Genomic DNA, 22280 nt, shown 5'->3' with positions numbered 1-22280 from the left:
AGAGGAGTGTCCATGAGCTACAAGCTGCGAACGGCTGACCCGGCCGCCGAGGTGCGCAAGGTTGCCCAGCAAGGCATCGATAATGCCATCGACTCATTGAGTGTCCCGGAGGCCGAGCGGGCCGAAGGTATCCATCAGGCGCGCAAGCGTTTCAAGGAACTGCGCGCCCTGCTGCGGTTGGTGCGCAAACCGCTGCGCGGCGCGTTCAAGCGGGAGAACACCTTGCTGCGCGACTTGGGGCGGCGGCTGGCCGAGTCACGCGATGCCGCTGCCATGCTGGAAAGCTGGGACCTGCTGGCGGAGCAATTCCCCGACCCGCTGGCCAAGGCTCCGTTCACCAAGGTTCGCCAGAGTCTCGAAGCGCGTGCCCGGCGCGGCGAAAGCCGAGCCAGCGGCCTGGACGCGCAACTCGATGCGGTGATCGACGAGCTACGCGCCCTTCGCGAACGCAGCGAAAAATGGAAGCTCGCTGGCGACGGCTTCGACCTGTTCGCCGCGGGGGTCAAACGCACCTATGCAGACGGCTGCGAAGAACTGGCACGGGTGCGTCAGGACCTGAGCGACGAGCAGCTCCATGAATGGCGCAAGCGCGTCAAGGATCATTGGTATCAGACGCGGCTGCTCTCGCCGAGCTGGCCGAAGTTGATGCACATGCGCAGCGACACGCTCAAAGCCCTGGCCGACCGGTTGGGTGATGACCACGATCTGGCAGTGATGCAGCAGTTAATGAAGGACCAGCCTGCGCTTTTCGGCGAGGCGGCGGATCGCGAGCGGCTGGATGCGCTGATCGCCCAGCGGCGCAGTGCGTTGCAGAGCGAGGCATTGAAACGGGGCCGCGAGCTCTATTTCGACGCCCCGAACGAACTGGTGGCGCGCTGGCGTCGCTATTGGGACGACGCGCAGCGCTGAAGGGCGGGGCTTAAAGCTTCTTGGCGGAAACGATCTTCACCGGCGTTAGCGGGACGTTCTGCATCATGCTGCGGTTGCCGGTCGGCACCTGGGCAATCTGGTCGACCACGTCCATGCCGCGTACCACCTTGCCGAACACGGCGTAGCCGAAATCACGGCTGCCGTGATCGAGGAAGTCATTGTCGCGATGGTTGATGAAGAACTGAGCGGTAGCCGAGTCGACGCGCTGGGTGCGCGCCATCGCCAGGGTGCCGCGTACGTTGTGCAGGCCGTTGTCCGCCTCGTTCTTGATCGGGTCGCGCGTGGGCTTCTGGTTCAGCCCTTCGCCGAAACCACCGCCCTGGATCATGAAGCCGGGGATGACGCGGTGAAAAACGGTGTTGTCGTAGAACCCGCTCTCCACATACTGCAGGAAGTTCTTCACGCTGATGGGCGCCTTTTCGGCTTCCAGCTCGACTTCGATCTCGCCCATGGTGGTGGTTAGCAGTACGTGCGGGTTGTCCGCCGCCATGAGGTGGCCGGCGAGCAGCAGTGAACAGGCAGCGAGCAGAATTCTCTTCATGGTGCGTTCCTAATGGTGGAGTGAGCGTTGCCCGACCCGGGGGCGGCCGGTAGCGTCTGCGCATCGTACGTCTTGATCAGGTCGATGAGAATCTGCGTGGCTGGGCCGAGCGGTTTGTTGTGATTGGTGTAGAGGTAGAACATCGGCCGGCGCACACCGCCCTGGATCAGCGGCAACGGTTTAAGAATGCCCTCGGCCAGTTCGCGGCCGATCATGTGGCGTGGCAACCAGGCGAAACCCAGCCCGCTGCTGACGAAGCCGACCGAGGTGGCCAGGCTGCCGACCGTCCAGCGGTGTTCAGCGCCCAGCCAGCCGCTGTCGCGCGGTTGCCGCTGGCCTGAATCGCGAACCACGATCTGCATCTGGGTCTGCAGGTCCTGGACGCTCAGTTTGCGCTGAAGCTTATGCAGAGCATGCTCGGTGTGCGCCACCGCGACGAACTCCACGGTGCTAAGCCCGCTGCCGAGGTACCCGATGATGTCCAGCGCACTGATCGCCAGGTCGGCGGTGCCGTCGCGTAGTACATCTTCGACGCCTGAGAGCACCTCTTCGCGCAGGCGCACCCGGCAGCCACGACTCTGTGGCATGAACTCGGTGAGCGCGCGAATCAACTTCGTGTTGGGGTAGGCGGCGTCCACCACCAGCCGCACTTCGGCCTCCCAACCCTGCTCCATGTGATGGGCAAGGTCTTCGAGCTGGCCGGCTTGCATGACCAGTTGCCGGGACCGGCGCAGGAGCACTTCGCCGGCCTCGGTCAGTACGGCCTTGCGCCCGTCGATGCGCAGCAGCGGAATGCCCAGCTGCTCCTGCATGCGGGCCACGGTGTAGCTCACGGACGATTGCGAGCGGTTCAGCATTTCGGCGGCTTGGGCGAAGCCGCCGTGGTCGATCACCGCTTGCAGGGTTCGCCACTGGTCCAGGGTCACCCTGGGTGCTTTCATCGGATTCTTTCCTGTCGCGTCGGTCTGGTAGGCTGCAATCGCCCATTCGAGGAGCCACACACAATGAAAATAATCGGCCTGGCGGCGCTCGTTGCGCTCGCCATCATCCCACCGAGCGCCTTTGCCGTCAGCTACCCGGTGGATCTGGAGCAGGAACTCAACGGCACCGAAGTGCTAGCGCGCACCGAAACCATCGACCGGGACATGGGCGGGCTGACGCTGCAGAATTTCGGCCAGCGCCCGGTCACCTGCACGGCGGTCTTTCGTAACGGCCCCGAAGCGCCGCGTACCCGACGCGTTGCCGTCGGTTCCGGCGAAACCCGACCACTGACCGTCAAGTTCACGCGTGACGTGATCCGCCTGCGCATCAAGCTGACCTGCGAAGAAGAAGCGCAGTGATCATGAGGGCGGGCCGGCGCTGAACAAAGCCGCCGTGAGCGCATCGGACGGGTTACTCTATGCGCCGTTTTTTCGATCTGCCTTGAGGTGTGACCTTTGTTTGACCAATTCGCCCTGCACGAACGCCTGCTCAAGGCTGTCGCCGAACTCAAGTTCGTCGAGCCAACCCCCGTGCAGGTCGCTGCCATCCCGCCCGCGCTCGAGGGCCGCGACCTGCGCGTGACGGCGCAGACCGGCAGCGGCAAGACGGCTGCGTTCGTGCTGCCGATGCTTAACCGCCTGATTGGCGATGCGCAGCCCCGCGTCGATGTGCGCGCGCTGATCCTGCTCCCGACGCGTGAGCTGGCGCAGCAGACGCTCAAGGAAGTCGAGCGGTTTTCGCAGTTCACCTTCATCAAATCGGCGATCGTCACCGGCGGTGAGGATTTCAAGGTGCAGGCCGCACTGCTGCGCAAGGTGCCGGACGTGCTCATCGGCACACCGGGCCGGCTGATCGAACACCTGAACGCCGGCAACCTGATCCTCGCTGACGTCGAGGTTCTGGTGCTCGATGAAGCCGACCGCATGCTCGACATGGGTTTCGCCGAGGATGTGCAGCGCCTGGTGGGCGAATGCGGAAAACGCCAGCAGACGCTGCTGTTATCGGCTACCACCGGCGGGGCGGCGTTGCGTGAAATGACCGCCAAGGTACTCACCGATCCGCTGCACCTACAGCTCAACCGTATCAGCGAGCTCAACGAGAGCACGCGGCAGCAGATCATTACGGCCGAAGACATCGAGCACAAGGAGAAGCTCGTCCACTGGCTGCTCGCCAACGAGACTTACAAGAAGGCGGTGGTCTTCACCAACACGCGGGCCCAAGCCGACCGCCTGTATGGCCGTCTGGTGGCCGAAGGCGTCAAGGCCTACGTGCTGCATGGCGACAAAGACCAGAAGGATCGCAAGCAGGCCATCGATCGAGTCAAGGAGGGCGGCGTCAAGGTGCTGGTCGCGACCGACGTGGCGGCGCGCGGTCTGGACATCGAAGGGCTGGACCTGGTCATCAACTTCGATATGCCGCGATCGGGCGACGAGTATGTGCACCGTATCGGTCGTACAGGCCGTGCCGGCGCGGAAGGCTTGGCGATTTCGCTGATCTGCCACAACGACTGGAACCTGATGTCGAGCATCGAGCGCTACCTCAAGCAGCGTTTCGAACATCGGGTCGTCAAGGGCTTGAAGGGCAGCTACATGGGCCCGAAGAACCTGAAGGCGTCCGGCAAGGCGGCCGGCACCAAGAAGAAAAAGGACGACAAGAAGAAAGCGGCTGAAAAGAAAGGCAAGAAGGCGTCCAAGCCTGCTGGCAAGCGGCCCGCAACTGGAAAGCGCGAGGCACCGGCCTCATCGGTAGTAAGCGGTGATGGCCTGGCGCCGCTCAAGCGCAAGAAGCCAGCAGAATCCTGACAGGCTGACCGGAGCGGTGCCCCCGCTCCGGTTAACCTTGCTCGTCAGCCTTTTTTAGCCGGTGCGATATCGGCTTCTTTCTCTGCCTCGCGCACGTGCTCCATGCGCTTTTCGTAGGCTTCGCATTCGCTACCCAGCTGCTCGGCGGTCTGCTTGACTTCCATGTCGCGCAGCTCCTCGTTGATCTCGGCGGCGCGCTCCGGGTTGCTTTTTGTTAGCGCATTTACCCGCTCCGCAAGCTCTCTGGCTTTCGCTTCGATCACGTCGGGTGTGCACTGTTCGTCGAGCTGTTCGTCTGCCAGAACCGGCTGGCTGGCCAGCACGGCCAGCGCGAGGGGAATCATCAGGCGTTTCATAGGCGCGCTCCTCATTGACATCTATCTGGTGGATCGCGGTTGCGGCGCTTTAGTTCAGCCTTCGTGGCCTGCCACGGATCGAACCATGGCGCGCCGGACAAGGTCCGAATAGCAAGGCCGCCGTTCCTAGCGGCGCAACAGGAGAACGGACATGACCTACGACTGGGACCTGATGCTGCGCCTGCTGCGCGAGGTGCAAAAACCCGGCAACGAACACTTCCGGCCGCGCCAGTATGCCGATGAGCATGCCCTGGCCATGGAAGACGCCGGCAAACCCATGCCCAATCTCGATTCGCTCAAGGCCGAGGCGCAGAACTACGAAAGCGTGCTGTTCGAGGGTGGATTCATGGTGGCGCGCCCCGAGGAGCAGGGTGGTAACGGAGAAAACTTCATCCTGACCGAACGCGGCCAGCGTCTGCTCGCCCTGCTCGAGGGTGATGGCAGCGCCGATGGGCGTCGGCGATTGGATGACAAGGGCGAGGCGGCGATGGTGCCGGAGGTCTTCGACGGCATCGCGGGCTGACCCGCGCGCCGTCCCGAAGGGACCGACCTTTCCCTCGATCCTTAGGCCCGCCGAGTAGGCGGGCTCAGGAACGTTCAGTACAGGCCGATGGTGCCGCAGCTCTTGTTCGCGGAGTGCTTTTGCAACACCGGCAATTGCGGGCGGGCCTTGCCGCTCTTTACGTCCAGCGACAGTGCGTACTCACCCCACCAAGGCCCGGCGGCCCAGTAGGTGCTCGGGATGCATTGCTGGCCCAGATACTTCAGCAGATTGTCCATTGCGACCACTGCCGAGGGCGAGAAATCCGGCACGCCATGCTCGCCGATAAAGCCGCGCAGCTTGTACTTGTTCAGCCACTCGACGAACGGCTTGGCCCGCTTTACGCCTTCCATCGGGTCATAGACGGCCTTGGCGTTGGCATAGGTGCCAGAATAATCGCTGTCCAGGTACAGGTGCGCTTCGTAAACCAGGTTGTTGGCGGGGTTACGCATCCAGGCATCGCTGATCAGTTGGATGTTGTAGGACGGCCAATGGTAAGCGCTCGACCAGCGATCACCGGCGACGAAAATCCAGCGCTTCGCATCCACCGTGCGGATCGCCTTGGCCGCCGCGAGCGCCGCGGCGGGCCATTTCCCATTGGTCGAATGTGGCTCGTTCATCAGGCCGTAACCGTACACCGCCGGGTGGTTGAGCACCTGGCTCGCGATGCGCTTCCAGCTGTCAGCGAACGCGGCGATCGGCACCTCGGACGTCGCGATCAGCTTGCCGTAGTAGCGGTAGTAGTTATGCATGTCGAGGATGACTTGCATGCCATGTTTGTTGGCGAGGTCGAGGGTCGCCTTGAGGCGGCCCAGCTCGGTAGCGTTGAGCGGCTGGTTCAGCTTCGGCTGGAGGCGCTCCCAGCGGAACGGTAGACGGACCAGCTTGAGGTTGAGGCCGGCGTAGCGCTTGAAATCGGCCTCGCCTGGGTAGGTGTAGTGCTTCAGGTAGACGCCGGGTAGCGACCCGGAACTGAACTCCGCACCGGCGAGGTTGATGCCGACCAGGTTGATCGGGTTTGCAGGCGCGGCCGTGCCGCCCTGGCTGGTGTTGCCTGCAGGCGTCGTCTGGTTGAAGCCGGTGCTGCTAACCGAAACCGTCCGCGGAAAGCCCACCTTGCTGCCGTTCAGCGCGCTGCCGTCGAGAAGCACGGTCATGTTGCCGCCGAAGCGGTAATACAGGGTGACGGTGCGGATTTGCCCGTCGGCGAAACGCACCTTGGCCCCTTTATGGAAGGCCGCCCGGTTGGCGTCGGTATCCTTCACCGAGATGCCGGGCGAGCGCACGTAGATGCCAAACGAAAAGTCACCGCCATTGAAGGAGTTCAGCGCGACCGTCAGCGACGTGGACGGCGCCACGGTGCCGCTGCCCGACGTGCCTGAGGCTGAGGTGCCTGGCGTCGAGGTGCCTGTACCCGAGCTGGGTGAGGTCGGCGTGGAGCCCGACGAGGGGGTAGTGGGTGTCGAAGGCGAGGTCGAGGGGGGCGTCGATGTCGAACCGCCTGAAGTGGGCGTCGATGTGCTCGACGCGGCGTACAGCTTGTTCGGATAACCGAGCGACCCGCTCAGCGAACTGCCCGAAAGCATCACGCTCATGTTGCTGCCAGAACTGTAGACAGCCGTGATGCTGCGGACCTGACCGTCGGCCAGCTTGACCGACGCGCCAGGCTTGAATGCAGCGCTGTTGGCGCTGTTAGCCGGAATCGAAAACCCGGCCGACTTGCGCCAAACGCCATTGAGCCAGTCGGTGTTGGTGTAATTGTTGATGACGCTGCTGTGGGTCGCCCCGCTCGTGCCCGTGCTCGCGCTGGTGTTTGGCGCCGGCTGCGCGGCAGTGCTCGAAAGCGCAGAGACCGATCGCGGGTAGCCCGTGGTCGCCGCGTCGAGGATCGCTCCGGAAAGCATGGCGCTCATGTGCGCGCCAGACTGGTACACCGCAAGAATGGTACGAACCTGGCCATTAGCCAGTCGTACTTGTGCGCCCTTGGTGAAGGCAGCCTTGTTCGCGGCGCTGGCCGGGATGGAGAAACCGGCCGATTTGCGCCAGGTGCCGAGTAGCCAGTCACTACTGGTGAAGTTATTGAGCTGAGCGGTCGCAATCGCAGTGGCGGCACTCGATGGCGCCGTGGTGGCTGCATCCGCCGAGGCCGGCAGAAGGGTGAGCCCGGCGATCGCGCCGAGCAGTGCGACGCTCAGGGCGAGTCGCGGAGCGCCGGAAACGGCGTTGCAAAGGGACATGTAAGAACTCCAGTACTTAATACGGCAAAGGGCGTTGCCCTTTAAAAAGTGCGGAAGCATCCAGAGACCCATGCAACGAACGAAGCACCGACCCATGACGCCACCCGAACACGTGACGGCCTTTTAGGGCTGGTGAAGCCACGTGCATAGGCTTTATATCGGGTGAATATTATTTTTTGAAGAATCTTTGGCGCCAGAAAATCAAAGGATGAGTCGGAATGTTGTTGCTCTTGTCTATATTGCCATTACAGGCGTGGCATTTAAATATCAAAATGATTGTATTTATAAGTGATTGATTTTGAAGAAATCCGATCATCGGACATTGCGGGGCGTTAATTAAAGCGAGACGAAATGAAACGGTGTCGTGTGAAATTTACCGTTTGTCTCAGAGGCTTTGGTTTTATTTCAGATTATTTCGGATGCAACGCGTACGTTCTAACCAACGAACGCATTCAATTGAACTGGAATAACCGGGCGTGGAGGTCAGCGCACGTGTTGCAGACTGTCGACGGTCAGTTCGAGAGCCTTGCGCATGTCGAGCCGCGCCGAGCGGCCGATGTCCTTGTTGTCCAGTTGATAGCTGCGCTCGGACGGCAGGATCGGAGCGGTCAGGTCGTCGGCCTCGGCGGCTTCGAAATCGCTGTTGCGGCCGATGGTCAATGCACTGCGGCGTAGCAATTCCCGCAGCTGTTCAGGGGCAAGCGCCGGATTGATCGACAGCATGGCGGCGACGATGCCGGTCACCATGGGTGTGGCGTAGGACGTGCCGCAGTGCACCTCGCCACGCTTGCCCGGCTCGAGGGTGGCGGCACGGGTGCAGGCCGACGCGGTGATATCGACGCGCCTGTCGATGTTCGACGAGGGGCGTTTGATTACGTAGTCCGGATGCTCAACGGGCACGTCCTTGCTCAGGTCGCGCTGATGCGCGCCGACCACCAGCAACTGCTCGGTGATGAACGAGGAGGGGAGGCGATAGTCATCCTGCCCGGAGTGCGCCGAGCCGTTGCCGGCGGAGTTCACGACCAGCACGTCGGGGTGTTCGCGGCGCAGCCAAAGAAAGAATTCCTCGAGCAATTCCTCATAGCCACTCATGGCGACACCGGAGCGCACCAGGGAATCGACTTCCTGGCCTTCAACGTCGCGGGTGCCGACTCGGTGGATGCCCCAGCTCCAGTTCAGTACCCGCACGCCGTCTTCCACGAGGTTTACCGAGGCGGCGACATTGGCGGTGATGCCGGCGTCCGAGTTGCGCTCGACAATCACCTCGAAACCGGAGCTGATCGGCTCCAGTGCACTGAGAAAGCCACTATCGCCCGGGTTGGCATTGCGCGCGGCGAGGATGCCCGTGACGCTGGTTCCATGATCCGCCGGCGTTTGGGCGTCGCGGGCATAAACGCAGGTGCGAGGTTGAGCGGGGTCGCACGGGCCGAGGTAATCGCTGAACTCGGGTGAATCGAAATCGACGTCCCGTTCGACGATGCCGATCCGGACCGGATGCGTTTGGAGAGGCGCTCGCTCTGCAGGGACGCGGCGAAGGTAGAAATCCACCGCATCGAGAAATCGGTTAGCGACCCATTCGCTATTTCGGGGTTTGCTTTGCGAATCGGCTTCCAGCGGCTCTTCTGCGCCGGATTCCTCGACGACGACCGCATCGACGCTGGTCTCGCTGCCCAGGCGCAGCACCATGGCATCCCGCTCGGTCAGGTTCTTGACCGGCAGGCGCAGCTGATAGGTGTTGAGTGGTGCGATGGCACCCACGACCGTCGCCCCATATTTTTTGGCAAGGCGCTGCGATTCGGCGAGGCCGTCGTGGTCCTCCTCGATGATGAGGCTGACCAGGTCGACGTAGGTCGTCAGGCCGTCCATGTTCTTCGCGACCTCATCGGGGCCTGCGGGCACCACGTGGCTGCCGTTGAGCGTCAGCCAGACCGGGTTGCTTTGGCGCCCCGCCTGCTCCAGCCAGAGCGGCCCGCTCTGGTGGTCCTTGCGCTGGAGCGTCAGGCGTAGCCTCCCGTTTTGCTCGCGCGTGGCCGCGACGGGCTTGCCGCTCAGCATCACGTCAACCGGTCCGCTACCGAGGCCGTCGCCGCGAAGGCAGAACGTCAGCTCTGCGGTGGAGAACAAGTCACCGCAGCGCTGCAGATCCTTGAGGCGCAGCGGCGTATCGGCACTGGCAGTGCCGAGGCCGAGCGCGAAGACGAGGGCGATCAGGTGGCGTTCGATGGGGGTCATGGGCGGCGTTGCAGGTAATGCACGCTGAACAGTTCCTGGGCGTCGGTCCACTGGCCGCTGCAGTCGAAGCCTGCGCTGCTTGCGAGGTCGGCGAATGTCTGCAGCGTGTACTTGTAGGAATTCTCGGTGTGCAGGCTTTCGTCAGCATCGAAGTGGAAGCGCTGGCCCTCGATGGTCACGTCCTGCGCTTCGCGGCTGATCAGGTGCATTTCGATGCGCGAATGCTGTTCGTTGAAAAACGCTTGGTGGCGGAAGCGGGACGGGTCGATGTCGCTGTCGAGCTCGCTGCGAATGCGCTGCAGGAGGTTGAGGTTGAACGCGGCGGTGACGTGCGCTCGGTCGTTATAGGCCGCCTCCAGCACGTTGCGGTCCTTGACCAGGTCGACACCGATCAGCAGCCCGCCGCCCGGCGGCAGGATGTCGTGCAGATGGCCTAGCAGCCGCCGCGCTTCCAACGGCGTGAAATTCCCGATACTCGAGCCAGGAAAGAACACCAGCGGGTGATGCAGCTCGAAATCGTCCGGCAGCTTCAGCTCTTCGGAGAAGTCGGCACAGGCTGCGTGCACCTCGAGCCAGGGGTAGTCGGCGGCCAGGCGCTGGGTGCTGGTCAGCAGGAAGTCTTCCGAGATGTCGACGCCCAGGTAGCTGACCGGCTTCAGGCCCTCGAGCAGCAACCTGACCTTGCGGCTGGCGCCGCTGCCCAGTTCGATCAAGTCGGTTTGCGGCCCGGCAATCTCGCGGATGTCGTTCGCGGCGTGGGCGAGGATCTTTTCCTCTGTGCGGGTCAGGTAATACTCCGGCTGCACGCAGATCTGTTCGAAGAGTTCGGAGCCGCGCCGGTCATAGAAGAACTTCGGCGAGATGTGCTTGGGGGAGGCCGCAAAGCCCGTTAGCGCCTCGTCCCTTAGGGATGCCTCATGAGCCGGTTGGGTCTGGTCGTGGAAACGTACGGCAAGTGCCATTCAAAGCTCCCTGGCCAGGCGCAGCCCGGCGAATTGCCAGCGCATCGCCGGCTGGAAGAAGTTGCGATAGGTCGCGCGGATGTGAGATTCGGGTGTCGCGCAGCATCCGCCGCGCAACACCATCTGGCCGGACATGAACTTGCCGTTGTACTCGCCCAGGCTGCCCTCGAGCGGTCGAAAGCCGGGATAGGGGCGATAGGCGCTGGCCGTCCACTCCCAGACGTCGCCGAACAGCTGCGCCGGGCCCTCGTGGGGCGCGCGCGCAGCGACGGGCTGCAGGTGGTCGTTTTCCAGAAAGTTGCCGCGGCGGGGCTGGTCGCTCGCAGCCACCTCCCACTCGGCTTCGCTGGGTAGCCGCGCGCCAGCCCAGCGGGCATAAGCGTCGGCCTCGTAGAAGCTGACATGGCAGACCGGCGCATCGAGGTCGAGCGGCCTGAGCCCGCCAAGGGTCATTTCGTACCAGGCGTCGTCGTGGCGCTGCCAGTAGAGCGGCGCATGCCAGCCGGCCTGGTGTATCTGCGCCCAGCCGTCCGACAGCCAAAGGTCGCTTCGCGCATAGCCACCGTCGGCGATGAAGGAGAGGTACTCGCCATTGGTGACGAGCCGGTCGGCGAGCTGGAAATCCTCGACGAACTGGCGGTGCCGTGGCGTCTCGCAGTCAAAGGCGAAGCCGCTGCCGGCGTGGCCGATATGGCGCACACCGCCGGCATGATCATGCCAGCGCAGGCGGTCGTGATGCAGCGTTGGGGCGAGTTTCAGATCGGCGCGGTAGACCGGGTGCAGCGGGTTCTGCGCCAAGATGTGTTTGATGTCCATCAGCAACAGCTCTTGATGCTGCTGCTCATGCTGCAGGCCTAACTCCACGCGCCGCATGATCTCGCTCGCATGGTGCCGCGGCGGGTTGCTCATCAGGTCATCCATGGCATGGTCGACGTGCTGGCGAAAGCGGTAGACGTCAGCTACGCCGGGCCTGGAGATTAGCCCGCGGCGCGCTCGGGGAAAGGGCGTGCCGTGCGTTTCGTAGTACGAGTTGAAAAGGTGGTCGTAAGCGGGATCTAGCGGCCGGTAGCTGGCCAGGTAGGGTTTGAGCAGAAAGGCTTCGAAGAACCAGCTGACATGCGCCAGGTGCCATTTAGGTGGGCTGACGTCAGGCATGCTCTGCACGCCGTAGTCTTCGACCTGCAGCGGTGCGCAGATCGCTTCACTGGTAGCACGCACCTGTCGGAACCGCTGCAGCAGGGCTTCCAGGTCGGCGAGTGCCGGTTGTGCCTGTTGCGCCAGATTGCCCATGTCGTCCCCCTTGTCGGATGCACACGTGGGCTCCGATCGCCCCTATAAGCGACCCGAAGCGCGACGTGAAAGTTCGACCGGGCACATGCTCTGGCCCGGACGTGTCGCTTTGATGAAAGCAGCAGATCGGCAATTGCGAAAGGCGACGCGATGGCGAGTCGGCGGCCGTCCGGTGTAGACACAGGTGACCGCACCGGCCCGGTGGGCCGGCGATGCGTGGTCGACGGTGCTGATCAGTAGTTGGGGGTGGTTTCGGGGATCCCGGTGCCGTCGGTGATGTCCGGCATGGTCCAGGGTTCCAGCCGCTGGTCCTTATCTTCGACGTCAAGCCGCGCCTGTTCGATGACGCCACCCAGGCGCTGCGGGCTGCTGTAGTCCGCCTGTGTCACGCTCGGGACACGCAGCACTTCGGTGCCGCTGCCGGTCATCACGGTAAAGCCGAAACTGTCCTCGTCGGGGTTGGCGCTGGTTACGCAGCCGCAGGGAAGAAAGGCTTCGGACACGAGCTGCATCGCTTCGTCGATTGTCATGGTCTGGTCACTCATGCTGTTCTCCGTCATCGGTTGTCTTAGATGGACCGCCCGGGCGCGCCTCCGTTTCCTGCGATACGGCTGGCGTCGCCCACCCTTGTAGGCCGACGGCCCCGACCGCATAGTCCAGGCATGAAATCACCCATCGATAACGACCCTCTGGCCCGCTTCCATCCCGCCGTGGCCGATTGGTTCCGCCGGCGCTTTCCGGCACCGACACCCGCGCAAGCCGGTGCCTGGCCCTTGATCCGCAGCGGGCGATCGACGCTCGTCGCAGCGCCTACCGGCTCAGGAAAGACGCTGACGGCCTTTCTCGCCGCGCTGGACGACCTGGTGCAGCGCAGCCTGGAACCAGGTGGGCTGCCGGATGAAACGGCGGTGCTCTACATCTCGCCACTCAAGGCGCTGTCCAACGACATCCATCGGAACCTCGAACAACCCCTGGCCGGAATCCGTGACGAGCTGCAGCGGCTCGGCCTGCCGGTGCCGGCTATTCGTACGGCGGTGCGCACCGGCGACACGCCACAGGCCGAGCGCGCCGCGATGCGCAAGCGGGTCCCGCATATCCTGGTGACGACGCCGGAGTCGCTCTATGTGCTGCTCGGCTCCGAGTCCGGTCGGCAGATGCTCGCTGGTGTGCGCAGCGTGATTGTCGACGAGATCCATGCCATCGCGGGCAACAAGCGTGGCAGCCATCTGGCGTTGACGCTGGAGCGGCTGGAGGCCTTGTGCGGGCAACCGCTGGTGCGCGTCGGGCTGTCGGCGACGCAGAAGCCCATCGAGGCGGTGGCCGATTATTTAGTGGGTGTCGGGCGCCACTGCGAAATCATCGATGTGGGCCATGGCCGAGCGCGTGACCTGGCGCTGGAGGTGCCGCCGGTGCCGCTGGAAGCGGTTATGAGCAACGCCGTCTGGGAGCTGGTCTATGACCGGCTTGCCGTGCTGGCCGGTGAACATCGAACCACACTTATCTTCGTCAACACCCGGCGCATGGCCGAACGCGCGGCGCGGCATCTGAGCGAGCGGCTGGGCAACGCCGTGGTTGCCGCCCACCACGGCAGTTTGGCGCGCGAACAGCGGCTGGATGCCGAGCAGCGACTCAAGCGCGGCGAGTTGCGGGTGCTGGTCGCTACCGCGTCGCTTGAGCTTGGGATCGATATCGGCGACGTCGAGCTGGTCTGCCAGTTGGGCTCGCCGCGGTCCATTTCCGCTTTCCTGCAGCGCGTCGGCCGCGCCGGTCACCAGGTGGGCGGTGTCTCGAAGGGGCGCCTGTTTCCCAGCTCACGCGATGACCTGATCGAATGCGCTGCCTTGCTCGACGCCGTGCGGCGCGGCGAGCTCGATACGTTGGTGATACCAATGGCCCCGCTGGATGTGCTGGCGCAACAGATCGTCGCCGAGGTGTCGTGCCGGGAGTGGCTGGAGGATGCATTGCTAGCATTGATCCGCCACGCCATGCCTTACGCCAGGTTGAGCCAGGCGGATTATCAGGCGCTGCTGGCGATGCTCGCCGAGGGCTACAGCACCCGCCACGGTGCACGCGGCGCGTATCTGCACCGCGATCTCGTCAACCGCAGTTTGCGCGGGCGACGCGGCGGGCGTCTGACCGCGCTGACGTCTGGCGGCACCATTGCTGACAATGCCGATTACTCGGTGCTGCTCGAACCACAGGGCTTCAACATCGGCACGGTCAACGAGGATTTTGCCGTCGAGAGCCTTGCCGGCGATGTCTTCCAGCTCGGTAATACGGCCTACCGCATCATCAAGATCGAGTCCGGTCGCGTGCGGGTCGAGGATGCGCAGGGCCAGCCGCCGAACATTCCTTTCTGGATAGGCGAGGCGCCGGGGCGAAGCGATGAGCTGTCGGCAGCCGTAGCGAGGCTGCGCGCGGAGATCGATGCGCGCCTGTCTGCAGCCGACGCCCAGACCCGTAGGAGCGAGCTTGCTCGCGAACCGGACGCCCCCGAGGTGTCGATTTTCGCGAGCAAGCTCGCTCCTACAAAAGCAACATGCATCGAGACCGGCGAACGTTCATCAATACTCGAGTCTGCCATCGACTGGCTCACCGACACGCTCGGCCTGCCAGACGCCGCGGCTCGCCAGATCGTCGAGTACCTGGCCCGTGCCCGCTCGGCGCTGGGCGCGTTGCCTACGCAGCAGCGGTTGATCATGGAGCGCTTCTTTGACGAGTCCGGCGGCACCCAGCTGGTCATCCATTCGCCGTTCGGCAGTCGGATCAACCGCGCATGGGGCCTGGCGCTGCGCAAGCGCTTCAGCCGCACCTTCAACTTCGAGTTGCAGGCCGCGGCGACCGAAGATGCGATCATCTTTTCGTTGTCGACCAGCCACAGCTTCCCGCTCGATGACGTCTGGCGTTACCTGCACCCCAACAGCGCCGAAGCGGTGCTGATCCAGGCGCTGCTCGATGCGCCGCTGTTCGGCGTGCGCTGGCGCTGGAACGCGACCACCGCGTTGGCGCTGCCGCGAATGGCCGGAGGCCGCAAAGTCGCGCCGCAGCTACAGCGCATGAAGAGTGAAGACCTGCTCGCGACCGTCTTTCCAGACCAGGTCGCCTGTTTGGAGAACATCGTTGGCGAGCGGGAGGTGCCGGATCATCCCCTGGTCGCCCAGACGCTGAATGACTGCCTGCACGAGGCCATGGACAGCAATGGCTGGTTGGCGCTGCTCCGGCGGATCGAGGCTGGCGATATCGAGCTTCTGGCGCGTGACCTGCCGGCGCCGTCGCCGCTGGCCATGGAAGTGCTGGGCGCGCGGCCTTACGCCTTTCTCGACGACGCACCGCTGGAAGAGCGTCGGACTCAGGCTGTGCTCAATCGTCGCTGGACCGACCCCGAATCGGCCGACGACCTCGGCGCGCTGGATGCCGCGGCAATCGAGGCGGTCGGCGAGCAAGCCTGGCCCCAGGCGCGTAATCCGGACGAGTTGCATGAAGCGCTTACAGGCTTGGGCTGTATTGCCCAAGCCGAAGTGCAGGCCGATCCCCAATGGCCTGCCTGGCTGAACGAACTGGCTCGTGGCGGGCGCGCGACACGGATGCAGGTCGCGCAGGATCGCGCGCTCTGGCTGCCCGTCGAGCGCCTTGCCTTGTTGCAGTCCATCTATCCCGAGGCGTCTTGCGAGCCGGTGCTCAAGCCGCTGCCTGGCTTCGATCAGCCGTCGAGTGAAGACGATGCCTTGGTCGAACTGATCCGCGCGCGCCTGACCGGCTTCGGCCCCTTGCCGGTGCCGCTGATTGCCCGGCCGCTGGCCCTGCCAGCTTCGGCGGTCGCGTTGGCGCTCACGCGTTTGGAGGCGGAGGGCTATATGCTGCGCGGCCGCTTCACGCCTGGCGCAACGGACGAGGAGTGGTGCGAGCGGCATCTGCTGGCGCGCATGCACCGTTACACCGTCAAGCGCCTGCGCCGCGAAATCGAACCGGTGGAGCGCGCCGATTTCATGCGTTTCCTGTTCGACTGGCAGCACCTGTCCGAGGCGACGCGGATGCAGGGCCGCGAGGCGCTCGGCACCGTCGTCGAGCAACTTGAAGGCTTCCAGGCCGCCGCAGGCGCCTGGGAGAGCGACCTGCTGCCGGCGCGCTTGAAAGATTACGGCGGCACCTGGCTGGACGAGCTGTGCCGCTCCGGGCGCATCGTCTGGACGCGCCTGGCCGGGCGAATCAAAGCCAGCAGCGGGCCGGTGCGCGGCACGCCTATCGTGCTGCTGCCGCGTCGGCAGTTGGCAGCCTGGTATGCGCTGGCCAGTGATGCGCCACAGCCCGAACTGTCATCACGCGCGCAGCGGGTGTTCGAGACGTTGCAGGGGCAGGGCGCTTTGTTCTTCGACGAGCTGCAGCAGGATGCCCGCCTGTTACGCAGCGAGCTGGAAGACGCTCTGGGTGAGTTGGTTGCGGTGGGGCTGGTCAATGCCGACAGTTTCGCCGGCCTGCGGGCATTGCTGGCGCCCGCGGCGAAGCGTTCACGCAGCACCCGGCAGAGCCGCGGCGGGGCATTCATCGGCGGCATGGCCGACGCGGGTCGCTGGGCGCTGGTGCGCAAAGGCGTGCCGGCGCCGCCCGAAACCTCTCCACGCCGGCCGATGCTGGATCCCGAAGCGCTGGAGCACGTTGCGATGACCTTGCTGCGTCGCTACGGCGTGGTGTTCTGGCGCCTGCTGGACCGAGAGGCAGATTGGTTGCCGCCCTGGCGTGAACTCCTGCGCGTCTACCATCGGCTCGAAGCGCGGGGTGAGATCCGTGGCGGGCGTTTCGTGGCGGGTGTGCCGGGCGAGCAGTTCGCCTTGCCAGAGGCGGTTGGCCTGTTGCGTGAGGTGCGCAAGCGGCCGCTGGCCGGTGAAATGATCGCTGTCTCGGCAGTCGATCCGTTGAATCAGGTCGGCACACTGCTACCCGGCGAGCGCGTGCCCGCCACTGCAGGCAATCGCATCCTTTATCGCGACGGTGCCCCGCTGGCCCTGCTGATCGGCGGTAAGCCGGAGCTGCTGGCGGAGCTGAGCGAAGACGACCAGCGCAAGGCCAGGCAACTGCTTGCAGTGGCGCGACGTTAGGACTGCGCTAGCGCTCTTCAGGAACAGGTCAGGGGACGGGTTGCACGGGCGGTACCATGTGTGGCGGCAATCAGTACCGATGGGATCGCGCTGCGCTACGCCACTACGCGAGGGCGATGAAATGAAAAAGGCCGGCTGCGATCACTCGTAGCCGGCCTTTTTATACTGCGATCGAACGTCAGCCGGCGACCAGCACGCGGATCGCCTCCAGCCTCAGCCCGGCCTTCTCCAACATCGCCAGACCTTCCTCACGCTGCTTGCACACGGCCTCGATCTCGCTGTCGCGTACGCTCGGGTTGACCGCTTGCAGCGCCGTCAGGCGCGCCAGCTCTTCGTCGAGACTCGCCTTCAGTTTGCGCTGCGCTTCGGCGACGCGCTCGGTGTGGCGAGGAGTGACCTTGGCTTCGGCGTCAGCGATCTGCTTGGCCAGCACGTCGCGCTGAGCCTGGACGAACTTGTTCGCACTGGCGCGCGGGACGCTTTCCAGCTGATCGGTGAGCGTCTCGAACGCCACCTTGGGCGCCAGGTCGTTGCCGTTCGAATCCAGCAGGCAACGCAGCGCCAAGGGTGGCAGGAAGCGGTTGAGCTGCAGGGCACGCGGCGCCACCACCTCGCTGACATAGAGCAGTTCAAGCAGGACGGTGCCGGGCTTGAGCGCCTTGTTCTTGATCAACGCCACCGCGGTGTTGCCCATGGAGCCGGACAGCACGAGGTCCATGCCGCCCTGAACCATGGGGTGTTCCCAGGTGAGGAACTGCATGTCTTCGCGAGCAAGTGCCTGCTCACGGTCATAGGTGACGGTCACGGCTTCGTCGTCCCCGAGCGGGAAGCTGGCATCCAACATCTTCTCACTCGGGCGCAGAATTAGAGCGTTCTCGGAATGGTCTTCGCTGTCGATGCCAAAGGCGTCGAACAGCTCTTCCATGTAGATCGGCAGGGCGAACTGGTCGTCTTGCTCTTCGATGGCCTCAACCAGTGCCTTGCCCTGTTCACCGCCGCCGGAATTGAGTTCTAACAGACGGTCACGGCCGGCATGCAGGTCGGCTTCCAGTCGTTCGCGCTCGGCGCGTGCCTCTTCGATGAGTTGCTGGAATTCGTCGTCGTCGCCTTCTTCCAGCTGATTCAGCAGGCGCGGGCCGAACTGATGCTGCAGGGCATTGCCGGTGGGGCAGGTGTTGAGGAAAGCATTCAGCGCCTCGTGGTACCACTTGAACAGACGTTCCTGCGGGCTGGTTTCCAGGTAGGGCACGTGCAGCTGGATAACGTGGGCCTGACCGATCCGATCGAGACGGCCGATGCGCTGCTCCAGCAGGTCAGGGTGCGATGGCAGATCGAAGAGCACCAGGTGATGCGCGAACTGGAAGTTGCGACCCTCACTGCCGATCTCGGAACAGATCAGTACCTGCGCACCGAACTCTTCGTCAGCGAAATAGGCGGCAGCACGGTCGCGCTCGAGAATGCTCATGCCTTCGTGGAACACCGTGGCCGGAATGCCGGAGCGCACGCGCAGCGCGTCTTCCAGGTCCAGCGCGGTCTCGGCGTGGGCGCAGATGACCAGCACCTTGAATTTCTTCAGCATCTTCAGCGTGTCGATCAGCCACTCGACGCGCGGATCGAAGTTCCACCAACGGTTCTGAGCATCCGGTTCTTCCTGCTGGCTCTGGAAGCTGACTTCCGGATACAGCTCGGCATGCTCGCCCAACGGCAGTTCCAGATACTCGGTGGGGCAGGGCAGCGGATACGGATGCAGCTGGCGCTCCGGGAACCCCCGCACGGCGGCGCGCGTATTGCGGAACAACAGGCGGCCAGTGCCATGGCGGTCGAGCAGCTCGCGAATCAGGCGGCTACTGGCTTCGATGTCGCCGTCGGTGGCCGCGGCCAGCAGCGCTTCACCTTCGTCGCCGAGGAAGCCGTGAATGGTCTGGTGCGCTTCTTGGGATAGGCGGCCTTCGTCGAGCAATTCCTGCACTGCGCGGGCGACCGGCTGGTAGCTGTCGCTCTCGGCGCGGAAGGCTTCGAGATCATGGAAGCGGTTCGGGTCGAGCAGGCGCAGGCGGGCGAAGTGGCTTTCCTGGCCGAGCTGTTCCGGCGTTGCGGTCAACAGCAGGACGCCGGGCGTGACCTCGGCCAGTTGTTCGACCAGCTTGTATTCCGCGCTGGCGTTCTCCGGGTGCCAGACCAGGTGATGCGCTTCGTCCACGACCAGCAGGTCCCAGCCGGCAGCGAAGGCCGCGTCCTGGGCGCGCTCGTCATCTTTCAGCCAGTCCAGCGAGACCAAGGCGAGCTGGGTGTCTTCAAAGGGGTTGGTGGCATCACTTTCGATAAAGCGCTCATCGTCGAACAACGCGACCTGCAAGTTGAAACGGCGGCGCATCTCGACCAGCCACTGGTGCTGGAGGTTTTCCGGCACCAGGATCAGCACGCGCTTGGCGCGCCCGGACAGCAGCTGGCGATGAATGACCAGGCCCGCTTCGATGGTCTTGCCCAGGCCCACTTCATCCGCCAGCAACACGCGGGGAGCGATACGATCTGCAACTTCACGCGCGATATGCAGCTGATGCGCAATCGGTTGGGCGCGCGCGCCACCCAGGCCCCAGAGCGGGGACGTCAGCTGTTTGCTCTGGTTTTCCAGCGTGTGGTAACGCAGCTTGAACCAGTTCAGCGGGTCGATCTGCCCGGCGAACAGGCGGTCGCTGGCGAGGCGGAACTGGATGAAGTTGGACAACTGGGTCTCGGGCAGGGTGCGGGCTTCGTTCTGCGCGGTCAGGCCGTGGTAGACCAGCAGGCCGTCGACATCGTCAACTTCTCGCACGGTCATCTTCCAGCCTTCGAAATGCGTGATCTCGTCACCCGGAACGAAGCGTACGCGGGTCAGCGGCGCGCTACGGGTGGCGTACTGGCGGGTCTCGCCGGTGGCGGGGTAGAGCACGGTGAGCATCCGCCCATCCTGCGTGAGGATGGTTCCCAGACCGAGTTCCGCTTCGCTGTCGCTGATCCAGCGTTGCCCCGGTAGATACTGCTGCGCCATGCCCTGCCTCCCGCTGTAAAAAAGCCCGCTATGTTAACGGAACACTGTCGATAGAGCGACGATAGCCGACCGGTTAAAGTAGGCCCACGCCCCTGCGCCTTGTCGACGAAACGGAGCGAGCCTTGCCAGTGTAGCGCCGTCGCTAAAGTTGGCGCCGGCCCGGCCGATCTCTGGGTAAAGCTCCAGGGAATTGGAGCGGTGCGTATCGGTCCGCTTATGGGAGAGCCAAGATGCTGCCAGTGATTCCGCCCGGCGCCATTCAAGTCACGACGCAACAGGATGTGGTCAAGCCGCGTCCTGACGTGCCACCTGTCGCGCCGGTGGAGCCAAGCGCCAATGAGAGTTCGGTCGAGCTCGACCGCCGGCATCCGCAAGAAGCCGAACAGATGCTGCGTGACGAGCAGCGCCGACGTCAGCGCCGTGGCTACAGTCCGCAGGAGCTGGCCGAAGGTGAAACCGCCGAAGAAGACCAGGCCGCGCTCGACGAACTGCCCCGCCAGGGGCTCTGGGTCGATGTTGAGGTTTGAACCGCGGCCGGGCGCTCCAGGCCTGCGCATCGAACTGCCGCAGGCCGACCTCTACTACTGGCCACGGTGGGTGGCGCCCGAGCTGGCCGATCACTGGCTCGAGCAGCTTGTCGCCGAAACGCCATGGGAACAGCCGACGATCAGGTTGTACGGCAAGACGTTCGCTGTGCCGCGGCAGGTCGCCTGGTACGGCGACCCCGAGGCGCGCTATCGCTATTCTGGGTTGGTGCATGAGCCGTTGCCCTGGACCGATCTCTTGGCCGATATCCGTGATCGGTTGCAACTTGACACCGGAAGCGCGCTCAACGCCGTGCTGCTCAATCTCTACCGGGACGGCCAGGATGCAATGGGCTGGCACAGCGATGACGAACCGGAGCTGGGCGCCGAGCCGGTAGTGGTATCCCTCAACCTGGGCGCGACCCGGCGTTTCGATCTGCGCCGCAAAGGCGTCAACCGTATCGAGCATTCGCTAAGCCTGGAGCATGGATCGCTACTGGTCATGTCTGGCCCGACGCAGCATCATTGGCAACACCAGATCGCCCGGACGCGTAAGGTGGCCAGCCCACGCCTGAACCTGACATTCCGCCGGATCATCCGCGAGTACCCTGCATGAACGATGATGTAAAACTGATCGACTTCGGCGCCGAGCGCGAAAAGCGCATCCATGACCTCAAGGACAAGCGCCTCGCCGAAATGCGCCAGGCCTTCGAACAGGCGCTGCCTCTGGGTAAACCGAAGAAGAAGGGCAAGGCCAAACCCAAGAAGCGCTGAGCTGCCCGCTGTCGTCTCCCCGCGTCACGGTCTTTGGACACTCCAGCAGACCGCCTACTTCCCCGCCTGAACACCCCCATTTTCTTGATCTGGATCAGCTGGTGGCGCGCTCGTCCTGACGGGCTTGGCCCCCATTGACGTCGGTCAATTTTTTATCAGTGGCGGCGGGTAACGTAGCACCCATCGAACAGCACAACAGCTACAGCGCGGAGGCAGGAAATCATGTTCGTCGATAATGTGGTGCTTGCAGGGGTGATCACGGTCGGCCTGATGGTCGCCTTCCTCAGCGGATTCGGATACTTCATCTGGCGGGACGCTCAAAAGAAGCACTGATCCCCCAGTACACAGAGCACGCAAGGCATTTGGGCGACTTCGGTCGCCCTTTTTTATGGCTGCGTTTTTATGTCCGGCGGGCGGTGATTGCCTATCCTGGCAGGGCGCAAGCGCTAGCCAGGATAGGGCAGGGTGTGCGTGCGGGCTTTAGCCGAAGCTGATCGGCGGCAGCTCTTTGAGCTCGACAGTTTCCTCGCGGCGTGGCGCCAGGACTTCTGCTTCACCACCTACCACCTGTTCATCGTTCTGGTTGAACACATTGGTGGCGATACGGACCCGGTTCTTGGGCAGCTTTTCCAGAATTTCCAGGCGCACGGTGAGGGTGTCGCCGAGTTTGACCGGCCGCGTGAATTTCATCGTTTGGCCCAGATAGATGGTGCCCGGGCCGGGCAGGGTGCAGGCGACCGCTGCGCTGATCAAGGCGCCGCTGAACATGCCATGGGCGATCTGCTCCTTGAAGGGTGTGCCGGCAGCGTAGTCCGCATCCAGGTGGACCGGGTTGCGATCACCGGACATGGCGGCGAAGAGCTGGATGTCTCGCTCCTCGACCGTTTTTTCGTAGCTGGCGGTCTGTCCGACTTCCAGGGCGGAGTAGGGCGTGTTGCTGAGCGTGCTCATGCGTGAACCTCAAGGTGCGGTAACGGAAAAGGAGCCGT

19 protein-coding genes are annotated in these 22280 nt (G+C 63.8%); 9 read left to right on the top strand and 10 right to left on the bottom strand.

From position 1 onward, the window contains the following. Nucleotides 1-12: 12 nt before the first annotated feature. Nucleotides 13-909, top strand: coding sequence for a CHAD domain-containing protein (locus KXR72_RS06290; protein ID WP_437420219.1), 897 nt, complete (start codon nucleotides 13-15; stop codon nucleotides 907-909). A 10-nt stretch (nucleotides 910-919) separates the two neighbouring features. Here KXR72_RS06290 and KXR72_RS06285 read toward each other — a convergent pair whose 3' ends face one another. Then, nucleotides 920-1471 carry a peptidylprolyl isomerase gene (locus KXR72_RS06285; protein ID WP_437420218.1) on the bottom strand — a complete coding sequence of 184 codons (552 nt, stop codon included), beginning with the start codon at nucleotides 1469-1471 and terminating at the stop codon, nucleotides 920-922. Next, nucleotides 1468-2412: a LysR family transcriptional regulator gene (locus KXR72_RS06280; RefSeq protein ID WP_437420217.1), complete on the bottom strand. Its 945-nt coding sequence runs from the start codon at nucleotides 2410-2412 to the stop codon at nucleotides 1468-1470. The genes KXR72_RS06285 and KXR72_RS06280 overlap by 4 nt, the downstream gene beginning before the upstream one ends. A 63-nt stretch (nucleotides 2413-2475) precedes the next feature. Here KXR72_RS06280 and KXR72_RS06275 point away from each other — a divergent pair, with 63 nt between their 5' ends. Together KXR72_RS06275 and KXR72_RS06270 are read left to right on the top strand one after the other, a co-directional pair. Continuing rightward, nucleotides 2476-2811, top strand: a complete 336-nt coding sequence (locus tag KXR72_RS06275; RefSeq protein WP_437420216.1) for a 3-phosphoglycerate kinase — start codon at nucleotides 2476-2478, stop codon at nucleotides 2809-2811. Nucleotides 2812-2907: 96 nt separating this feature from the next. Then, a complete protein-coding gene (locus KXR72_RS06270) occupies nucleotides 2908-4254 on the top strand; it encodes a DEAD/DEAH box helicase (protein WP_437420215.1) in 1347 nt (448 codons plus the stop codon). A gap of 44 nt (nucleotides 4255-4298) precedes the next feature. Here the strand turns inward: KXR72_RS06270 and KXR72_RS06265 are convergent, their stop codons facing one another. Beyond that, entirely contained in the window at nucleotides 4299-4610 is a 312-nt protein-coding gene (locus KXR72_RS06265; RefSeq protein ID WP_437420214.1) for a hypothetical protein, read from the bottom strand. 151 nt (nucleotides 4611-4761) lie between these two features. Here KXR72_RS06265 and KXR72_RS06260 point away from each other — a divergent pair, with 151 nt between their 5' ends. Further along, complete coding sequence (locus tag KXR72_RS06260; protein ID WP_437420213.1) at nucleotides 4762-5133, top strand: transcriptional regulator; 372 nt, start codon at nucleotides 4762-4764, stop codon at nucleotides 5131-5133. A 74-nt stretch (nucleotides 5134-5207) separates the two neighbouring features. Here the strand turns inward: KXR72_RS06260 and KXR72_RS06255 are convergent, their stop codons facing one another. The 5 genes from KXR72_RS06255 to KXR72_RS06235 all read right to left on the bottom strand — a co-directional run bounded on the left by KXR72_RS06255 (nucleotide 5208) and on the right by KXR72_RS06235 (nucleotide 12417). After that, nucleotides 5208-7388, bottom strand: a complete 2181-nt coding sequence (locus tag KXR72_RS06255; RefSeq protein ID WP_437420212.1) for a glycoside hydrolase family 5 protein — start codon at nucleotides 7386-7388, stop codon at nucleotides 5208-5210. Nucleotides 7389-7871: 483 nt separating this feature from the next. Beyond that, complete coding sequence (locus KXR72_RS06250) at nucleotides 7872-9620, bottom strand: S8/S53 family peptidase (RefSeq protein WP_437420211.1); 1749 nt, start codon at nucleotides 9618-9620, stop codon at nucleotides 7872-7874. Further along, nucleotides 9617-10582, bottom strand: coding sequence for an L-histidine N(alpha)-methyltransferase (gene egtD, locus KXR72_RS06245; protein WP_437420210.1), 966 nt, complete (start codon nucleotides 10580-10582; stop codon nucleotides 9617-9619). Before egtD ends, KXR72_RS06250 begins: the two co-directional genes overlap by 4 nt. After that, on the bottom strand, nucleotides 10583-11872 hold the full coding sequence (egtB, locus tag KXR72_RS06240) for an ergothioneine biosynthesis protein EgtB (RefSeq protein ID WP_437420209.1): 1290 nt from the start codon (nucleotides 11870-11872) through the stop codon (nucleotides 10583-10585). A gap of 233 nt (nucleotides 11873-12105) precedes the next feature. Further along, entirely contained in the window at nucleotides 12106-12417 is a 312-nt protein-coding gene (locus KXR72_RS06235; RefSeq protein ID WP_437420208.1) for a hypothetical protein, read from the bottom strand. 117 nt (nucleotides 12418-12534) lie between these two features. Here KXR72_RS06235 and KXR72_RS06230 point away from each other — a divergent pair, with 117 nt between their 5' ends. Next, a complete protein-coding gene (locus KXR72_RS06230) occupies nucleotides 12535-16965 on the top strand; it encodes a DEAD/DEAH box helicase (protein WP_437420207.1) in 4431 nt (1476 codons plus the stop codon). 178 nt (nucleotides 16966-17143) lie between these two features. Here the strand turns inward: KXR72_RS06230 and rapA are convergent, their stop codons facing one another. Further along, nucleotides 17144-19993 (bottom strand): RNA polymerase-associated protein RapA, encoded by a 2850-nt coding sequence (rapA, locus tag KXR72_RS06225; protein ID WP_437420206.1) that lies wholly within the window; start codon nucleotides 19991-19993, stop codon nucleotides 17144-17146. A 230-nt stretch (nucleotides 19994-20223) separates the two neighbouring features. Between rapA and KXR72_RS06220 the strand changes: the two genes are divergently transcribed. From KXR72_RS06220 to ccoM, 4 genes are all read left to right on the top strand, one after another. Next, nucleotides 20224-20520, top strand: coding sequence for an aspartate-semialdehyde dehydrogenase (locus KXR72_RS06220; RefSeq protein WP_437420205.1), 297 nt, complete (start codon nucleotides 20224-20226; stop codon nucleotides 20518-20520). Further along, nucleotides 20507-21133, top strand: a complete 627-nt coding sequence (locus KXR72_RS06215) for an alpha-ketoglutarate-dependent dioxygenase AlkB family protein (RefSeq protein WP_437420204.1) — start codon at nucleotides 20507-20509, stop codon at nucleotides 21131-21133. The genes KXR72_RS06220 and KXR72_RS06215 overlap by 14 nt, the downstream gene beginning before the upstream one ends. Continuing rightward, nucleotides 21130-21291, top strand: coding sequence for a hypothetical protein (locus tag KXR72_RS06210; protein WP_437420203.1), 162 nt, complete (start codon nucleotides 21130-21132; stop codon nucleotides 21289-21291). The genes KXR72_RS06215 and KXR72_RS06210 overlap by 4 nt, the downstream gene beginning before the upstream one ends. Before the next feature lie 222 nt (nucleotides 21292-21513). After that, nucleotides 21514-21624: a cytochrome c oxidase subunit CcoM gene (gene ccoM / locus KXR72_RS06205; protein WP_437420202.1), complete on the top strand. Its 111-nt coding sequence runs from the start codon at nucleotides 21514-21516 to the stop codon at nucleotides 21622-21624. 147 nt (nucleotides 21625-21771) lie between these two features. Here the strand turns inward: ccoM and KXR72_RS06200 are convergent, their stop codons facing one another. Beyond that, nucleotides 21772-22242: a MaoC family dehydratase gene (locus KXR72_RS06200; RefSeq protein WP_437420201.1), complete on the bottom strand. Its 471-nt coding sequence runs from the start codon at nucleotides 22240-22242 to the stop codon at nucleotides 21772-21774. Nucleotides 22243-22280 lie beyond the last annotated feature (38 nt).

It is taken from the genome of Stutzerimonas chloritidismutans, assembly GCF_051486945.1.
GTDB classification, from domain to species: Bacteria; Pseudomonadota; Gammaproteobacteria; order Pseudomonadales; family Pseudomonadaceae; genus Stutzerimonas; species Stutzerimonas chloritidismutans_B.
Note: the sequence above shows the minus strand (reverse complement) of the source record. Positions and strands in the feature narration are given on the sequence as shown.